General features: G+C 38.8%; 14 protein-coding genes and 3 tRNA genes. 11 read left to right on the top strand and 6 right to left on the bottom strand.

What is annotated here, in order from left to right; all coding sequences use genetic code 11:
• Positions 1–28 precede the first annotated feature (28 nt).
• The 3 genes from AC1ECF_RS13285 to AC1ECF_RS13275 all read right to left on the bottom strand — a co-directional run bounded on the left by AC1ECF_RS13285 (position 29) and on the right by AC1ECF_RS13275 (position 3,857).
• Positions 29–805: a YqhG family protein gene (locus AC1ECF_RS13285; protein WP_480389912.1), complete on the bottom strand. Its 777-nt coding sequence runs from the start codon at positions 803–805 to the stop codon at positions 29–31.
• A gap of 15 nt (positions 806–820) precedes the next feature.
• A complete protein-coding gene (locus AC1ECF_RS13280) occupies positions 821–2,353 on the bottom strand; it encodes a DEAD/DEAH box helicase (RefSeq protein WP_480389911.1) in 1,533 nt (510 codons plus the stop codon).
• A gap of 82 nt (positions 2,354–2,435) precedes the next feature.
• The gene (locus AC1ECF_RS13275; RefSeq protein ID WP_480389910.1) at positions 2,436–3,857 is read right to left on the bottom strand and encodes a vWA domain-containing protein; all 1,422 of its coding nucleotides are present in this window, start codon (positions 3,855–3,857) and stop codon (positions 2,436–2,438) included.
• Between the two features lie 276 nt (positions 3,858–4,133).
• On the opposite strand from AC1ECF_RS13275, the gene AC1ECF_RS13270 reads away from it, so the two are divergent.
• From AC1ECF_RS13270 to AC1ECF_RS13230, 9 genes are all read left to right on the top strand, one after another.
• Positions 4,134–4,226, top strand: a tRNA-Ser gene (locus tag AC1ECF_RS13270).
• Positions 4,227–4,243: 17 nt separating this feature from the next.
• Positions 4,244–4,319, top strand: a tRNA-Asp gene (locus AC1ECF_RS13265).
• Between the two features lie 4 nt (positions 4,320–4,323).
• Positions 4,324–4,397, top strand: a tRNA-Gly gene (locus AC1ECF_RS13260).
• Positions 4,398–5,286: 889 nt separating this feature from the next.
• Positions 5,287–6,441, top strand: a complete 1,155-nt coding sequence (locus AC1ECF_RS13255; protein WP_480389909.1) for an ABC transporter substrate-binding protein — start codon at positions 5,287–5,289, stop codon at positions 6,439–6,441.
• Between the two features lie 60 nt (positions 6,442–6,501).
• Positions 6,502–7,386, top strand: a complete 885-nt coding sequence (locus AC1ECF_RS13250; protein WP_480389908.1) for a branched-chain amino acid ABC transporter permease — start codon at positions 6,502–6,504, stop codon at positions 7,384–7,386.
• A 7-nt stretch (positions 7,387–7,393) separates the two neighbouring features.
• Positions 7,394–8,365 (top strand): branched-chain amino acid ABC transporter permease, encoded by a 972-nt coding sequence (locus AC1ECF_RS13245; RefSeq protein WP_480389907.1) that lies wholly within the window; start codon positions 7,394–7,396, stop codon positions 8,363–8,365.
• Positions 8,346–9,119, top strand: a complete 774-nt coding sequence (locus AC1ECF_RS13240) for an ABC transporter ATP-binding protein (protein ID WP_480389906.1) — start codon at positions 8,346–8,348, stop codon at positions 9,117–9,119. The genes AC1ECF_RS13245 and AC1ECF_RS13240 overlap by 20 nt, the downstream gene beginning before the upstream one ends.
• Entirely contained in the window at positions 9,112–9,822 is a 711-nt protein-coding gene (locus AC1ECF_RS13235) for an ABC transporter ATP-binding protein (protein ID WP_480389905.1), read from the top strand. Before AC1ECF_RS13240 ends, AC1ECF_RS13235 begins: the two co-directional genes overlap by 8 nt.
• 29 nt (positions 9,823–9,851) lie before the next feature.
• Entirely contained in the window at positions 9,852–10,982 is a 1,131-nt protein-coding gene (locus AC1ECF_RS13230) for an alpha-hydroxy-acid oxidizing protein (RefSeq protein WP_480389904.1), read from the top strand.
• 177 nt (positions 10,983–11,159) lie between these two features.
• Here the strand turns inward: AC1ECF_RS13230 and AC1ECF_RS13225 are convergent, their stop codons facing one another.
• Together AC1ECF_RS13225 and AC1ECF_RS13220 are read right to left on the bottom strand one after the other, a co-directional pair.
• On the bottom strand, positions 11,160–11,510 hold the full coding sequence (locus tag AC1ECF_RS13225; protein WP_480389903.1) for a DUF4260 domain-containing protein: 351 nt from the start codon (positions 11,508–11,510) through the stop codon (positions 11,160–11,162).
• On the bottom strand, positions 11,497–11,931 hold the full coding sequence (locus AC1ECF_RS13220) for a MerR family transcriptional regulator (RefSeq protein WP_480389902.1): 435 nt from the start codon (positions 11,929–11,931) through the stop codon (positions 11,497–11,499). Before AC1ECF_RS13220 ends, AC1ECF_RS13225 begins: the two co-directional genes overlap by 14 nt.
• Before the next feature lie 208 nt (positions 11,932–12,139).
• Here AC1ECF_RS13220 and AC1ECF_RS13215 point away from each other — a divergent pair, with 208 nt between their 5' ends.
• Positions 12,140–12,562, top strand: a complete 423-nt coding sequence (locus tag AC1ECF_RS13215; protein ID WP_480389901.1) for a (deoxy)nucleoside triphosphate pyrophosphohydrolase — start codon at positions 12,140–12,142, stop codon at positions 12,560–12,562.
• Positions 12,537–15,422, top strand: a complete 2,886-nt coding sequence (locus AC1ECF_RS13210; RefSeq protein ID WP_480389900.1) for a DEAD/DEAH box helicase — start codon at positions 12,537–12,539, stop codon at positions 15,420–15,422. The genes AC1ECF_RS13215 and AC1ECF_RS13210 overlap by 26 nt, the downstream gene beginning before the upstream one ends.
• A gap of 140 nt (positions 15,423–15,562) precedes the next feature.
• On the opposite strand, the gene AC1ECF_RS13205 is transcribed toward AC1ECF_RS13210, so the two are convergent.
• A complete protein-coding gene (locus tag AC1ECF_RS13205; RefSeq protein WP_480389899.1) occupies positions 15,563–17,332 on the bottom strand; it encodes a glycoside hydrolase family 3 protein in 1,770 nt (589 codons plus the stop codon).
• Positions 17,333–17,371 lie beyond the last annotated feature (39 nt).

Here is a 17,371-nt window from a genome sequence, read left to right as displayed (position 1 = left end):
GAAGCCCAATAACTCGGGCTCCCATATGTTAAATTAAATAAAATAAACCACCATTGATGATCTCCATTTTTATACGGGGACTATACTGCTCCTCCATTGCCTTCTTCTCCAGCTCATAGATTTCTGGTTTTTCTTCTACATCTACATAAAAGTACTCCAGTACCTCTAAATCCCTTCGCCATCTTTCCTTTGCTTCCTCGGCCCATGCATGATCATCGCGTAAAATCATTTGCTCGACAAATTCCTCTAATCTTTCCAATGCCCTGCTAGGTTTAATCACGTAAGGGAGGTTGAATATATTACCGGCAGGCTTACTATCGAGCCGAAGCTCTCTCAGCCTATCTTGAAAATTTTCTTCAACCATCCCTGTCATAAGGTTCACTCCTAACGAATGAAGCATTTCCTTCGTCTGGTCACAGTAATAAGAAACCTTATAGTTTACAGCGAGCCAAGGGGTACGGATTGTCTCCATTTTATCGCTAGCGACCTCATACATTTGTACAAAGGAGCCTAGCTCTCGGGTTGCTTTAAAGAGTAAATTTAACCTAGGAGACCCAAAGTGAATAGTTTCTCCCCTAATGTCCCCTTGAAGACTCAATCTGTCTGTAATGAGGGTGAGCTGAGCAGGGTTTGGTTCGCCTCCCGAGCTCTCTATATATTGCCAATAATAAGGACGATTCATTACCTTCTTGTCCATATCGACGGTCAACTGAACAGTTAGGTAATGCGGATGCTCTGTCAAAATGAGACATCCTGTTTCTTGAAAGAGAGTTTGAAGATAATTGTGCACTTGTTGTGGATACATACTCTCCCTCCTTTTCTATATAGATTTCTTATACGTAGAAAGGATATCGTCTAGCTCTCCCACTACCTTTTCAAACACACCAATCTTTTCGTAAAGTAAATCTAAAATATGCTGCTCTATCGTATCTTGGATGGCAAGATTGTAGATATGCACATCATGCTCTTGTCCTAACCGATGCACACGTCCAATCCGTTGCTCGAGCTTCATCGGATTCCAAGGAAGGTCATAGTTGATCACATGGTGGCAAAATTGAAGGTTAATACCCTCTCCACCTGATTCCGTAGCTATTAATACCTGGACCTTATTCTGGAATAGCTGCTTCATCCAGTCTCGCTTGCTTTTATTAAACTTCCCGTTAAATAAAACACTGGAGATTCCTTTTGTACTCAAATACCATTGTAAGTAGATTTGACTTGCTCGATATTCGGTGAAAATAATGACCTTATCATTCGCGTTCTGGATAATTTCCAATGCCTTCTCTGCTTTTGAATTCACCTGTAGACCCATCATTTTCTGCATTAAACTCTGAACAAATGCTATCTCTTCCTTACCTGTACACTTTGGAAGCATGTTGTTTAACGTCAGACAGGTTGCTTCTTTACTACTACACATCTCCTTTTGGAGCGTAATCATTGAAAAGGCACCTGAGAAGACAGGGGAGACCTCCTTCAATTCCAACAGCATATCGTAGACCGCCCGCTCCTCTTCCGAAAAACGAATCGGTATAATTTCTACCTTTCTATTTGTCCACTCCACCCCAGTATCCTGTCTTCGATTTCGCACCATCACCTGATTCACTAGCTCCTTGAGATATTCCTCATGCTCCACCGTACGCTTGCGCACAGAGAAGGACTCTTGAAATGCCTCGAAATTACCTAAGTGTCCCGGCTTTAACAGCGAAATTAAATAGAAGAGCTCAAACACATCATTTTGAACAGGGGTAGCAGTTAATAGCAGACAAAACTTCTTCTTTAGGCCTTGAACAAATTCATATACCTTTGTTTTATGATTTTTCAGCTTATGCGCCTCATCAATAATAATCATGTCATAGTCCTGCTCATAAATCAGTTCCTTGTGAGGACTTTTCTTCGCCGTATCCATACTCATGATTACAATATCCGACCAGTCAAGCGAATAGCTCTTTTTGTAAGCAATTGCTGGAATAAAGAACTTCTCATTCAGCTCTTGAACCCATTGATTAATAAGAGAGGCTGGTGCTAAAATCAATGCTTTCTTCACTAAGCCACGGATAAGATATTCCTTTAGCACAAGACCTGCTTCAATTGTCTTTCCTAGACCCACCTCATCAGCGAGAATTGCCTTTCCGTTCATTCTCTCTATGACCATTTCCGCTACCTCTAACTGGTGCTTTAACGGGGTGAGATTTGGCAAATACTTTGGAGACTGTAGACCAGTAAATTCTGTAATCAGATTATTTTTTGCAATATCATAGCTCATATTATAGAGAGACCAGCTGTCCCACGGCTCTACTTGATCTATTCGTTTTAAAAATCCTTCTTTCCAATCAGACGGTCGTTCTATCAACATAAAAAACACACCTCGCGGCAACTATTTTAGTGGTAGATTGCCCTAAATCGAGATGTGTATGATTATTAAACGGCTGGTAATATTATTTTTGTTGCTCTCTAATTTTTTCTACCTCTGTTGCCCAAGCCTCAATCTTCTCTTTTATGCTGTTATACTGGTTCTCAACCTCATCATCTTTTAATTGCTTGAGCTCATCATTTAGCTTATAAAGCTGCTGTTGTTGTTCCCCCGCCATCTTTAAGAGCTCACCCCTTTGCTCCTTTGTAAAGATTGCTTCCTCTTCTAACAGAATTATCATATCTCTAATACGTGCACTTTCAATTGCTATGATTGATTGAAGCTTAATAAAGTTTTGTCCTACATTATATTTGGCATTGGAAGCTGCCCAAATATCGTTTCCATTGATTTTTTTATAAATCACATCTGTGCTGCTTGGAATAATCCATTTCTCTTCAATGGTAATCTTCAAGTCTTCTTGCGTTTCAGCAGATAGGTATTCTCCATTCCCAGCAGCTGCTACCGCTTTTAACTGGTCTTCACCCTTTTGATCTACATTAAATCCAATGATGTTTACCCTGCGATTTTCTCCATCCATCGTAAAGCTTTCCGCCTCTTTTACAGGATCTCCATCACAAGTTTCCGCTCCATCACTTACAATATACACAGTAATAGAGCCTTCATAGTTTTTATTCGCCTCATAGACTGTTCGAATTGCCTCTGCAAGTGGCGTCCAGCCCTTTGCCTTCACTTCATCAACCGTTGAATCAAACTTCTGCTGATCATATTTTTGAAGAGGATATACTTCATCTATTTGCGAGCAGGATAACTGTTTATCTTTGTCTGCCTGTGTTCCCGCGTGCCCATAGACATATAAAGAAAGCTCACTTTCCTCTCCAATGGTACTCGCAAAACGCTTAACGGCAGTCTTCGCAATACTCATTTTTTGCTTACCTTCTACAGATAGAAGCATGCTAGAGCTCGCATCTAAAAGTAATATTCCCCGAGACGGCACAGCATTTCCTTCTGCCGTAACAGAATGCTCTTTGTATGGGTCAGGAAGATACGGCTCTGTCAATTCCGCTGCATAATTAATTTGTTCCTCCAGCAGCCCCTCTGATGCATTGCTGGCAAAGTAATAACGAAGCATCTTATAGAGAGTTTGTGTATCATTCATTTCTTTTGTCACTGCCCTCAGCTCTTCAAGCTCCTCCTGCTTTAATTCCCTTGAGTCCTTTGGGAATTTAGAGGTCTCATGCTCAAAAGGGTAATCTAAAGCAAAAACGCCTGCCTTAGAGGCATGCCATTCTTCAATAGTCGTGGGTATAACCACTTCTTGAATCTTCTCTAAGATGGCAGGATTTATATGTTCATTAGAATCTTTTGTAGAGGATTCCACCGAAGCATTTTCCGGCTCAATCTCTTTCTTAGTTTCTGCTTCCGACTCTTTCTGTACACAGCCAGCTAAGAATAATGGAATTGCTAATAATAAAATAAAGTGCTTCATACTTATGGCCACCTCTTTAGATTGTGTTTATTTCCATACGAGGTAATAAAAGTATATGTTTCATCACCTTTTTAAAATAAGCGCAAGGAACTATCACAGTGTAAGATAAAAGTCACAAAAAACGCATGATTACTATGCATAACCATTTGTGCGTTTCTATATATCGATGAGAAAATCATGAAAAAAATACCAAAATATTTTTTAAAAAAAACATTGCATTTCTCTTAAAAAAGCAATATACTATTTTATGTTGTCACGTAAACAACTTATACATTTGGAGGAATACCCAAGTCTGGCTGAAGGGATCGGTCTTGAAAACCGACAGGCGGGTCAAACCGCGCGGGGGTTCGAATCCCTCTTCCTCCTCCATTTATTTTCATAAAATAGGTCCCGTGGTGTAGCGGTTAACATGCCTGCCTGTCACGCAGGAGATCGCCGGTTCGATCCCGGTCGGGACCGCCATTTTGCGGGTGTAGTTTAGTGGTAAAACCTCAGCCTTCCAAGCTGATGATGAGGGTTCGATTCCCTTCACCCGCTCCAAACAAATAATAATCCAGCCGACTGATGCAAATCAGTCGGTTTTATTTTTTATTCAATCCTCTATAAAAAAGCAAGTTATCCACATCTGGATAACTTGCTTTACTTATTACTCCACCATGTACTCTGTGGATATACTCCATCTGCCGTTAAACATATTAGCATAAATCAAACTAGTAAGGGGTGGCTGATCGAGAGTAAATGGGGGCCATCCGAGAGTAATTGTTCACCGAACGAGAGTATTCCTGCTGAATGAGAATAAATCGTCCCTATCTGAGAGTAAGCCACGCCCATACGAGAGTAACCATCCCCTATCCGAGAGTATTCTTCTCTTGAACGAGAGTAAATTTTATAATGCCTATGACAGAGGAAAGCTTCTGGATCTCGCCCTTTTCCATATGACCTGCATACATTGACCATGCCCTTCAACATAACAGTTTCACCTAAAACAGTTTCCGGATAGGAGATTACCGGGATATATCTAGCCTAGAACACCCGAGAATAAAATCACCTTTTTCGAGAGTAATTGCCCACTGAACGAGAGTATTCTAGCTGAATGAGAATAAATCGTCCTTATCCGATAGTAACCAACAGCTATCCGAGAATATTCCTCTCTTGAACGAGAGTAAATTCTCTCGAACAAAAGTAAGTCCATTTACTAAAAATCATTACCTTCTAATAGAACCTTCATGTATCCAAAAACAGAAATCCTTCTCTATAACAACCTTTCTAGAAACTAAACCTATATACAAGATTCAAAGGATCTTTAAACTGCGATATACTATATTAGTCTAATTATTTTAATTATTCTAAATAATATCTTTACGTATCGAAACAATAGATTTAATATAGTGATAGGTTACAATATTTCAAAATTTAGGGGGGATGTTCAATGAGAACAGGGGTTAAATGGATATATTTGTTGGGTTCCATCATGATGTTACTTTTACTAGCGGCTTGTGGTGCTGGAGATTCGGCAAATGAAGAGAACGGGAGCTCCGATGGAATTGTGTCAGCTAAGTTAGGCGTTATCTCTTTCATGACTGGATCTGGTGCTGCCTATGGAGAAGCTATTACAAACGGATTAGAACTAGCCTTGGAAGAAATTAACGAGAAAGGCGAAGTGAAGATTGAGCTTGTCATTGAAGATTCTGCCGGTAAGCAGGAGCAAGCATTATCAGTTGGGCAAAAATTAATGAGCGATAATGATATTGTGGGAATTATCGGACCAACTCTTAGTACGGAGATGAATGTAGTAGGTCCTGAAGCAGACTTAAACGGAATTCCTATTATGGGAACTTCTACAACAGCTGCAGGTATTCCGCAAATAGGAGATTACGTTTTCCGTAACTCCATTCCCGAATCTCTTGCTATACCAGCTGCTCTAGAAAAAGCAGTAAACAAGTATGGAGCGAAAAAGGTAGCAATCCTTTATGGAAACGACGACTTATTTACACAGTCCGGATTCGACACCATGAAGGCTGAAGCTGAAAATATGGGTCTTGATATCTTAACTATTGAAACGTTCCAAAAAGGACAATCTGATTATAATGCACAACTTACAAAAATTAAGGATTTAAATCCAGATTTAATTCTAGCGTCTGCTCTTTATAACGAAGGTGCAGTTATTATGGATCAAGCGAGAAAAATGGGCATTGACGTACCTTTTGTAGGAGGAAATGGATTCAACTCTCCTCAAGTAATTGAAATTGCAGGAGAAGCTGCAGATGGTTTAATCGTAGCTACACCATGGTTTGCCGAGAAACCAGATGATAGAGTGCAAGACTTTGTAAAGAAATACGAGGAAGCTTACGGGCACAAGCCAGACCAATTCGCAGCTCAAGCGTATGACGCGCTGTATATCTATGCAAATGCCTTAAAAAATGCAGGAAAAGCTGATCGCGATGCATTACGTGATGCGCTTGCGGAAACCAAAGACTTGGAAGGTATTTTGGGGAAAATTTCCTTTGATGAGGTTGGAGACGTCGTAATGGATCCTACTGTATTAGTTATTAAAGACGGGAAGTTCCAGCTATTCGAGGAGTAATAATAGAATTCAGCAGGTAAGGGTGTTGCACCCTTACCTTATTTTGAAAGGGTGAGATGTTTGCTATTAGAACAAATAATTAATGGAATCACACTGGGAAGCATCTATGCAATTGTTGCCCTTGGATTCACACTTGTCTTCGGGGTGCTAGGTATTATTAATATGGCACACGGAGAAATATTCATGGTTGGTGCTTTCATAGGAGTATTGGTTACAAGCGTATTAGGACTTCCACTATGGATAGCATTTCTTTCTGCCATCATTGTCACAGTGATTTTAGGGTACTTGTTAGAACGAATTGCACTAAGACCTCTTCGTGGTAAGCAAGGAGTCTCTCATCTTGCTCCTTTAATAAGCACGATCGGGGTTTCTATTCTTCTAGAGAACCTTACCCACCATCTTTTTGGTGCAGGAAACCATCCTTTTCGTCATCCCTTTGCGCAAATCCAATACCAGATTGGTGATATTACTATCTATTTGGTACAAATTTTAATCTTTGTTATTTCTATTACATTAATGATTTTATTCACCTATTGGCTTGCAAAAACAAAGGCTGGTAAAGCTTTACGTGCAACAGCTGAAAACTTAGAGACTGCTAGCTTACTAGGTGTTAATACTAAGAGAACGATTACCACTACCGTTATTCTCGCTTCAGCCCTTGGAGGAATCGCAGGAATCTTAGTTGGAATGGCATTTAACTCTGTTAACCCACAAATGGGGCTGTCCATGGGACTTAAAGGTCTAGCCATTATCATCCTTGGTGGAATGGGCAACGTAAAAGGCGCTCTGGTTGGAGGTCTGCTTTTAGGTCTATCTGAAACAATGATTGTTGCCTATGGTGATTCCGGTTACCGAGATGCAGTAGCCTTTTTGATTATCATTGTCATTCTTTTAGTAAGACCACAAGGAATTTTTGGTAAGAAAACTGCAGAGGTAGGAAGGTGATCAATTCATGCTAGGAGAAATTTTAAATCCCTACTATCTCCAGATTATAGGGTTCATACTCATTAACATTTTGCTTGGTTTAAGCATTTACATAACCTTATCCTCTGGACAATTGTCCTTGGGAAGTGCAGGCTTTATGGGAATTGGCGCCTATACATCCGCATTACTAACCTTACATTTTGAACTACCTCTTTATCTTACGGTGATTATAGGTGCACTAGCGGCAGGAGTGATAGGAATCATTATTGGAATTCCTGCCCTCAGATTAAGCGGGGTATACCTTGCCATTGCCACATTAGGCTTTGGAGAGGTTATTCGTGTTATTTTTGTTAATTCCGAATCATTGACGAAAGGATCGATTGGTTTATCTGGTATACCTCATTTAGGAAGAGAGCTATTAAGCTTCACTACTAATCTTGGTTTTGATCCAGCTATGCTAGGCTTACGAAACAATCAGGCAGTATATTTATTAGTAGTTTTTTTACTATTAATTATTACCATTCTTATTGTTTGGTTCTTTATTCGACAATCAAAATCACGCATCGGCCGAGCATTTGCTGCTATTAAAATGGATGAAAAAGCCGCCGAAGCGATGGGAATCAACATTACTTACTATAAGGTGCTATCCTTTGCACAAGGTGCTATGTTAGCCGGCTTTGCTGGAGCTCTCTTTGCTCATGTAATGGGCTATATAAGTCCAGCAGACTTTTCTTATCATCGGGCTATTGATATCTTAATCTTTGCTATATTTGGCGGAAGCGAAGTAATATGGGGAGCTATTTTTGGAGCTACTTTTATGACAATGCTGCCAGAAGCTCTTCGTTTTATAAGTGAATATCGCTATATGATTTACGGTATCATCTTAATCCTTCTTATGGCATTCCGACCACAGGGGATTATTGATGTCTCCGTACTAAATTGGCTAAAACGAACGTTTAAAAGGAAAAGGAGGACGAATGATGGTATTGCAGATAAATAATATAACGAAAAACTTCGGTGGGATTTCTGCATTAACAGACGTCACCTTCCATGTTAATGAAGGCGAAATATTTGGTCTCATCGGGCCTAACGGTGCTGGAAAAACGACCATGTTTAATATCATAACCAATATGTTCCCCCCTACCTCTGGAGAAGTAGTATTTCTTGGAGAGAAAATTTCTGGGGAAAAGCCCTATAAAATTACCGAGAAGGGAATCTGCAGGACCTTTCAGAATATACGTCTTTTCCCTCAAATGTCTGTTTTAGATAATGTACTTGTCGGTGGACATTGCAGGAGCTCTTCTGGAGTACTGAAAAGCGTATTTAGAACAAAAGCACAACAAAAAGAAGAAAAAGAGAATTATGATACCGCTCAGGAATTACTTGAATTAGTCGGACTATCCAGCTACTCCGACACTATAGCGGAAAATTTAGCATATGGTCAGCAAAGAAGATTAGAAATTGCTAGAGCGCTAGCTAGTGACCCCAAGCTGTTACTTCTTGATGAGCCAGCAGCAGGAATGAACGAAACAGAAACAGAGAATCTTTTTGAATTAATAAAGAAAGTACAAAAACGTGGAGTCACTATTCTCTTAATTGAGCATGATATGCCATTTGTGATGAAGCTATGTGATCGAATTACAGTTCTCAACTTTGGGAAGAAGCTCGCCGAGGGAACTCCAGACGAGATCCAAAGCAATCAGGAGGTAATCGAGGCTTATCTCGGCTCGGAGGAGGATGACGAAATTGCTTAAGGTATCAAATATTGAAACATTCTACGGAAAAATCCAAGCATTAAAAAGCGTGAGCCTAGTCGTTGAACAGGGCCAGGTAGTAACCCTACTGGGTGCAAACGGAGCTGGCAAGACTACTACAATGAAAACAATTACCGGTCTGTTAAAGCCTCAGAAAGGTACAGTTGAATTTCTTGGAGAAAACATTACTGGAATGAGACCCGACCAGCTTGTTCGTAAAGGCATCGCACTTGTTCCAGAAGGAAGAGCAATTCTTTCCACGATGACCGTATTAGAGAACCTTGAAATGGGCGCTTTTCATCGGAATGATAAGGAAATAAAAAAAGACATTGAAAAGGTGATGGAGCAATTCCCCATTTTGAAAGAACGGCAAGAGCAGCTAGGCGGTACCCTCTCTGGAGGTCAACAGCAAATGCTGGCTATCGCAAGGGCCCTACTTTCAAAGCCAAAGCTTTTGCTGCTAGATGAGCCTTCAATGGGCTTAGCACCTTTAATAGTAGCAGAGATTTTTAAAATGATTCGAGAAATAAAGGATAACGGCACAACCGTTTTGCTTGTAGAACAGAATGCGAAGCAAGCACTGAAAGTAGCCGATTATGGTTATGTAATGGAAACAGGAAAAATCATTATAAGCGGAGAAGCAAACAACCTTCTAGAGGATCCACGAGTGGTAGAAGCATATTTAGGGAAGAAATCCAGCTAAACTGAAAATCGGTTGAAAGGATGAGCCATATGTCGAATACGATTGAAAAAATAGAATTGCCCTATTCTATATCATTATTAGAGAAACTTGCAGAGGAGAAAATAGAAATAGGACCGTTCACTTATGTACATAGCGGTTCAGGAAATGAAAGTACTTTGCGAGCAAATACACAAGCTTTTGAAGATTGGCATATAGTACCCCGATACTTAAACGATGTAAGTACACGTGACACAGCCACCATCATCCTAGGGACCACATTTCCATCATCGTTTGCCATGGCACCAATAGGCGTACAAAGTATTTTTCATCCTAACGGGGAGCTTGCTTCAGCAAGAGCAGCCGCTTCCTGCGGTGTGCCTTTTATCGCTAGTACCCTTTCCTCTTATTCGTTGGAGGAAATTGCCCAAAACTTAGGTAACACTCCTCGCTGGTATCAGCTGTACTGGTCAAGAGACGAGGAAATGGCTGTAAGTATGGTAAAGCGCGCAGAAAATGCTGGCTATTCAGCAATCGTGATAACAATTGACACTTCACTACTAGGTAATCGAGAGAGAGATTTGAATAATCGGTATTCCCCATTAAAGCTTGGAAAAGGTGCAGCGAATTATATACACGACCCTGTCTTCCAGAGCCGTTTCTCTTCTCCACCTTCGGCTAGTGACCCAGAGACTATAAAGCAAATCGTTGATATTATTTTTAATCCTTCCTTGAAGTGGGATGACATCCAGACAATTAAGAAACACACGAAGCTTCCAATTCTTCTTAAGGGAGTCCTTCATGAAGAGGATGCGCGAAAGGCTTTAGCTCATGGCATTGACGGACTAATCGTTTCCAATCACGGAGGACGTCAGCTAGATGGCTGTATCTCTTCCCTAGAAGCGTTACCCGACATTGCAGAGGTAGTAAAAGGAGAAATACCTATACTTTTGGATAGCGGTATACGAAGAGGATCTGATGTTATAAAGGCAAAAGCACTCGGAGCGGATGCAGTTCTATTAGGAAGACCCTTTATTTATGGACTGGCAGCTGCCGGAGAAGACGGTGTGCGCCATGTACTTCAAAACTTCACTACAGACATAGATACTACACTTGCATTGACTGGATTTTCAACGATGGAGAAAATTGATGGCTCGGTGATTAGAAGGAAGAAAAAATATTAATAGGCATACAAATAGCGCCCCCTGCACAATAACAGGTAGGCGCTATTTACTTTTATAACCGAACATTCATTAGAAAAAAAGATAAGAAAACAGAGGTCAATCATATAAGTATGCAGCCTACAATAGTGAGTACGCCCTTCTCTACTTCTTACTCTAAATAAACTTTGCACTCTATTTCTATATCCGCTGTAAGTGTGTTTCCTTAAAATCAGTTGTGTATTTTAATCCAAAGCCAAAAAATCGATCCATACATATGTGAGCAGCCCAAATATTCGCCGTGATTAATAGATATGGTTCCGGCAGAAAGAAGTAGATACATACCAGGAGAAAAGGCAATAAAAAGCTATGTCCCACATTATAAATGAACGCACCTATTTTAGGATTTACCATATAGCCAACCATTGTAATATCAGGTACTAACAACAATAGGAAAAATAATAAAAGCGAGAACTCTAATTGTATGTTAAGAAATATGCATGTCAAAAATGCTAGCCCATTCTCTAATCCAATAATTTTACGATTCGACATCTGCCCCTCCCTCTATTTGGAGATACATATCTTGAACCATTTGGTCAATATAAGAAGCATTGTCTTTATATTTGCCATCACCCATTAATCCCTTTATTTCCTCCAATGTTCCATATGCCTTCTGCCAAAATTCAATCCGCCGTTTTATCCCTTCTAGTTTCCGTTCAAATAATTGAACTGATTCCTCATTACACTCAGCAGAAATTGGCTGTGCACCTATTTTCAAAAGTCCTTTTATTTCTTTTAAGCTAAAGCCCAATTGCTTTAGCACTATAATCAGTTGGATATCTTTTTCACACTCTCCATCGTATTCACGATAGCCATTAATGAGTCTTTTCGGGCGAATCATCCCAAGCTTTTCATAGTACCTAACCGAATCAGCAAAAATCCTCATTCTTTGAGAGAACTCTTTTATTTTCACCCCTACCACCCCCACCTCAACCATAACATTGGAGTTAACTCTAATGTCAAGTGAAGAAACAGTATAGTTAACTAATCAGATGCTTACACTGCCTTTTAGATATAACAAGGGATAAAATCTCTACACTACCTACATTTCCAATTTAGCAGTACACTTTCTTTTGGTAAATGTTTAAGATATAGATATAAATAAAAAATAGGGTGATTTTATGAAAAAAGTAGTCCATGTAGTCGGAGCAATAATTGAAAATGATAAGCACGAAATCTTTTGCGCATTAAGGAGTCCTAACATGACACTTCCTAACTATTGGGAATTCCCTGGCGGAAAAGTTGAAAAAGGAGAAACTCCTGAACTCGCTTTAGAACGTGAGTTTCAAGAAGAATTTAAAAGTACTATTGTTGTCGGAAAAAAAGTAGAGGACACTACTTATGAATACGAAAATGTAATTGTAAGATTAGAAACATACATGGCATCCATTAAGGAAGGAACACCAGAAGTGTTAGAACATGCAGAGGTAAGATGGGTTCCTAAAGACAAGCTATTAGAATTAAATTTTGCACCAGCAGACATTCCATCAGTCGAAAAAGTAATAAGGAGTGGTGTAAATGGAAGAATTAATTCGCAAACTTGAGAACTCTTTATATAAAGGATTTATTGACCAAAACAAACCAGTGTCAACACCTTTTAAACCAAAGCTTTTAGTTAATAATACGAACGAAAATGTTTTGTCGACACTTTTACAAGAGTTAAAAACCTGTGAATCCTTTATCTTTTCCGTAGCTTTTATTACTGAAGGAGGTCTAGCCACCTTAAAAACCATGCTACATGATCTAAAGAAAAAAGGAGTTAAGGGGAGAATTCTCACTTCCACCTTTTTGCATTTTAACCAACCCAAAATGTTTAAAGAGCTACTTAAACTTGATAATGTAGAAGTTCGTTTGACTAATGTAAAAGGATTTCATTCCAAGGGCTATATTTTTCAACATGAGGATTACTACTCATTAATTGTCGGAAGCTCCAATTTAACCGATAGCGCTCTAAAAGCAAATTATGAATGGAATATTTTTGTAACATCTTTAGAAGCCGGAGAAGTGATAAATCATTTTAAAAATCAGTTTGAAGATGCTTGGAACGAAGCAAGTCCCTTAACCGAAGAATGGATTAATCATTACAAACAAAACTATGAGCGTCCTCCATTTATTAAGCACGGTGTGTTAAACACACTAGAAATGAATTCACAATACTTAACTAATCCACTTGCTGACAGCTTATCTATTCAACCTAACAAGATGCAAGAAGAGGCCTTACGTCAATTAAGTAATCTCAGAGCAACAGGGGCTCAAAAAGGGATTGTCATATCTGCAACCGGTACAGGTAAAACGTTTTTGTCTGCATTTGACGTAAGAAATTTTGCGCCAAAAAAGATGTTATTCGTCGTGCATAGAGAACAAATTCTAAAGAAAGCACTCCAGGATTATCGTTTAATCTTAGGCGGTAGAGAAGAAGACTTTGGTATTCTCTCAGGTAATTCAAAAGATAAAGAAGCAAAATATCTATTCGCCACAATTCAAACCTTATCTTCTTCTCAGCATTTACACCAATTTGCGAAAGATGAGTTTGAATATATTCTTATTGATGAAGTCCATCGTGCTGGTGCTGCTTCCTACCGATCTATTATCCAATACTTTGAACCAAAATTCTTACTTGGCATGACCGCTACTCCCGAAAGAACTGATAACTTTAATATATATGAGCTCTTTGATTATAATGTAGCTTACGAAATTCGTCTCCAAGCAGCTTTAGAGGCAGAAATGCTTTGTCCTTTTCACTATTTTGGTGTTACTGATTATGAGATAGATGGGAAAACTGTTGATGATACTACACATTTAAAAGACCTTGTTTCGGAAGAAAGAGTGCAACATATTTTAGATAAAATAAATTACTACGGGTATTCTGGAGATCAAGCAAAAGGACTAGTGTTTTGTCGTTCAAAGGAGGAAGCACGCACACTTTCAGCAGCATTAAATAGCCGTTCTTTAAAGACAATTGCTCTTACAGGGGAAAATACCCAACTGGAACGTGAGGAAGCAGTTGAAAAGCTGAAGAGCGGAGACCTTGAATATATTTTGACGGTAGACATATTTAATGAAGGGATAGACATTCCCTTTATTAATCAAATAGTTATGCTAAGACAAACACAATCTGTCATTATTTTTGTTCAGCAGCTTGGGAGAGGATTGAGAAAACATAATTCTAAAGACTATGTCACAATAATAGACTTTATAGGAAATTATAAAAATAACTATTTAATCCCTATTGCATTATCAGGCGACAAGTCGATGAACAAGGACAACGTGAGGCGCAAAACAGTTAATACAACTTATCTCCAAGGTGTCTCTACTATTAACTTTGAAGAAATAGCCAAGAATAGAATATTCTCTGCTATTAATAATTCTAATTTATCAACACTAACAATCTTGAAGGAATCTTATAGCGAGGTAAAAAATCGTCTTGGAAAAATACCAACAATGGTGGATTTTATTCAACAAAACTCACTTGATCCAGAAGTCATTATAGGATACTCAGATAATTATTATAATTTTCTTTTAAAAATGAAGGAGGATATACCTTCCCTTACGGATTACGAGCTTTCTATTCTAACGATGTTGTCAAAAGAAATTTTGAATGGAAAAAGAATACACGAAGTCTTGTTAGTACAAGCATTATTAAAGAATGACTCGGTGAGTAAAGAAAAATTTGTAGAAGCTTTGCAGAGTTATGGTACTTTTTATGACGATGCTACAATTCAGTCTGTTGAAAATATCTTCTCTTTAAAGTTTCACATCACCAAGGACAAGAAGAAGTTTGGAGACAGACCAATCATCGAAAAGAAGGATAATAATTATCTCTTCAATGACTTAATTCAGTCTAGCCTTAAAAACTCTTTTTATAGAAGTTTTTTTGAAGACATTGTTACTTGTGCATTAATAAAGAATTTGGATTATGATCGAACTAGACCACTAACTCTTTATAAAAAATACTCCCGTAGAGATGCGTGTAGACTTCTTAACTGGTCTAAAGATGATTCTTCTACTATCTATGGCTATAGGGTAAAACATGGTACATGCCCAATCTTTGTTACATACCATAAAAAAGACGAGGTAGATTCAAGTGTAAACTACGGGGATGAATTTTTATCAGCGGAATTATTCCGTTGGTTTACAAGGAATAAACTTACTCTAGAATCTAAAGAAGTAAAAGCAATACTTGATTCCGAGAAAACTAACACAGATATCCATCTATTTACTAAGAAAGATGATGGTGAGGGGTTTGATTTTTACTATATGGGTACCGCTTCAATAGTAGCTGATAGTCCAAAAGAGGAAACAATGTACGATAAAACAGGAAAAGAGTTACCTGTTGTAACGATGAATATGGTATTAGAACAACCTGTTCAATATGATATTTATCACTATCTAGTGGAAGAATAATAGAATGTTTGTTATTTTAAGCGGAGCCTCATTTTTTGGAGCTCCGCTTTTTTCTCTAAGGCCAACTCTCCTATAATATTAAAAAGAAGGCAGTTATCCGAAAATAACTACCTTCTCCCTAATTCTAATACTTCACTAAATTACAGCTGTGTATCAATTAAGCCGCAGAATGCATCGACTGGGCTTACACCTGTGAATTCTGAACGTCCCAGCAATTTCTCGATGATTGCAGATATTGTGTGCTCATGACTGTCATAAGCATTGATGTATGTTTTCACTTGTGGTACATCCGCCAAGTGGAATGGACATTGCAACGAGATGAAGATTGTTGGCACTTCATTTACATAGAACGGGATATCCGGCGTTCCTTTTGAAGGATTCCATTGGATGCGTTGGTCTGTACTTGGTGCTACATCCGCTACATTGATAACTAAATCGTAGTTATTTGTTAAGTCAGCGATTGGACGTTTTTGTGCATAGACGTTCATTACCGCACCTAGCATTTCTTGTGGTGGAAGTTTTAGAAGCTTATCAATTGCAGATTCATAAATTTCCACTTCAAATCCTGCTTTTTCAAGTAATTCCTTCATTACTTCAATTGGTTTTTTCTTTCCACTTGACATAGCAGCCATGATTTTACCGTATGCAGACTCTGGTCCTTTTACTTCAACAAGTAACACACGTTTGTGCTTTTCTGGATTGATCGGTAATAGCTCTTGTTTGTTTTTCACTAATGTAATTGCTTTATCTGAAATTTCAGGAGCAACTGCTTTGTTTGCTTCTGTTCCGATTTTAGCCATTGCTTCTTCTTTCGGCTGTAAAATTTCCGTTTTTGGTTTTCTATGCAAGCCTAGAGATGCTTTTAACCCTAGAATACGAGTTAGTGCCTCTTGAAGTCTTTGCTCTGTGATGATTCCTTTTTTATAACCTTCCATCATCCAGTTGAAATCTTCTTCTGGATCGTTGAAGAATAAGAATAAGTCACAGCCAGCAGCAATAGCTGTTGGAAGCATATCACGGCGCTTCATAGCAGAAGTCATCGCTACCATGTGAGAAGCATCCGTTACGATAACACCATTGAAGTTCAATTTATCTCTTAATAGGTTTTGTAATACGATATTACTTAAACTTGCTGGCGTAGCTAACTCTTCAACAGTCGCATCTGGTTTAAAGTGACGTACATATTCAGGTAAAGCAATGTGTCCGGACATGATAGAAGGCAATCCTGCTTCTATTAATCCTCCGTATACTTTACCGAATGTTTTGTCCCACTCTTCTACTGTTAATGTATTTGGTGCAAAGGATAAGTGATGATCTCTCTCATCTACTCCATCTCCTGGGAAATGCTTAGCAGCTGGAGCTATTCCACTTTCCATGATTCCTCTCATATATTCCAAAGAGTATTCTAATACTTGCTCTGCTCTGCTTGAGTAGCAGCGAGTAGATATTACTGGGTTTCTCCAGTTCATGTCGATATCAACTACTGGTGCAAAACTCCAGTTACAGCCGATAGCAGCAGCCTCTTCTCCAGATACTCTACCCATTTCATAAGCATAATTAGAATCATTTGTGGCACCTATTTTCACTTGGTTCGCTACATATGTACCATCAACACATGCACCGTTTCCGCCAGCTTCCGTGTTTGCAGCAATCAATAAAGGAATCTTGCTGTTTTCTTGTAAGATTTTGTTTTGATCATATACTTGCTCAGCTGTAGCTGGATTGTAACGTACCGCACCAATATGATAAGTATCTAACATTCCTTTTAAATACTCTTCATCACGGCTAGCTCCCATGTTCACAAATAACTGTCCGATTTTTTCCTCAATCGTCATACCAGCAATTGTATCTTCTACCCACTTAATATCTTCATCTGTTAGGTTAAAAGGTTTGGCTTTTAAATTTACCATTACTATTACCTCCATCGAACAATAGTATATATTGGCTCG

This window comes from Psychrobacillus sp. Z3-81 (assembly GCF_056620325.1).
This window is presented reverse-complemented; position numbering and strand designations above follow the sequence as displayed.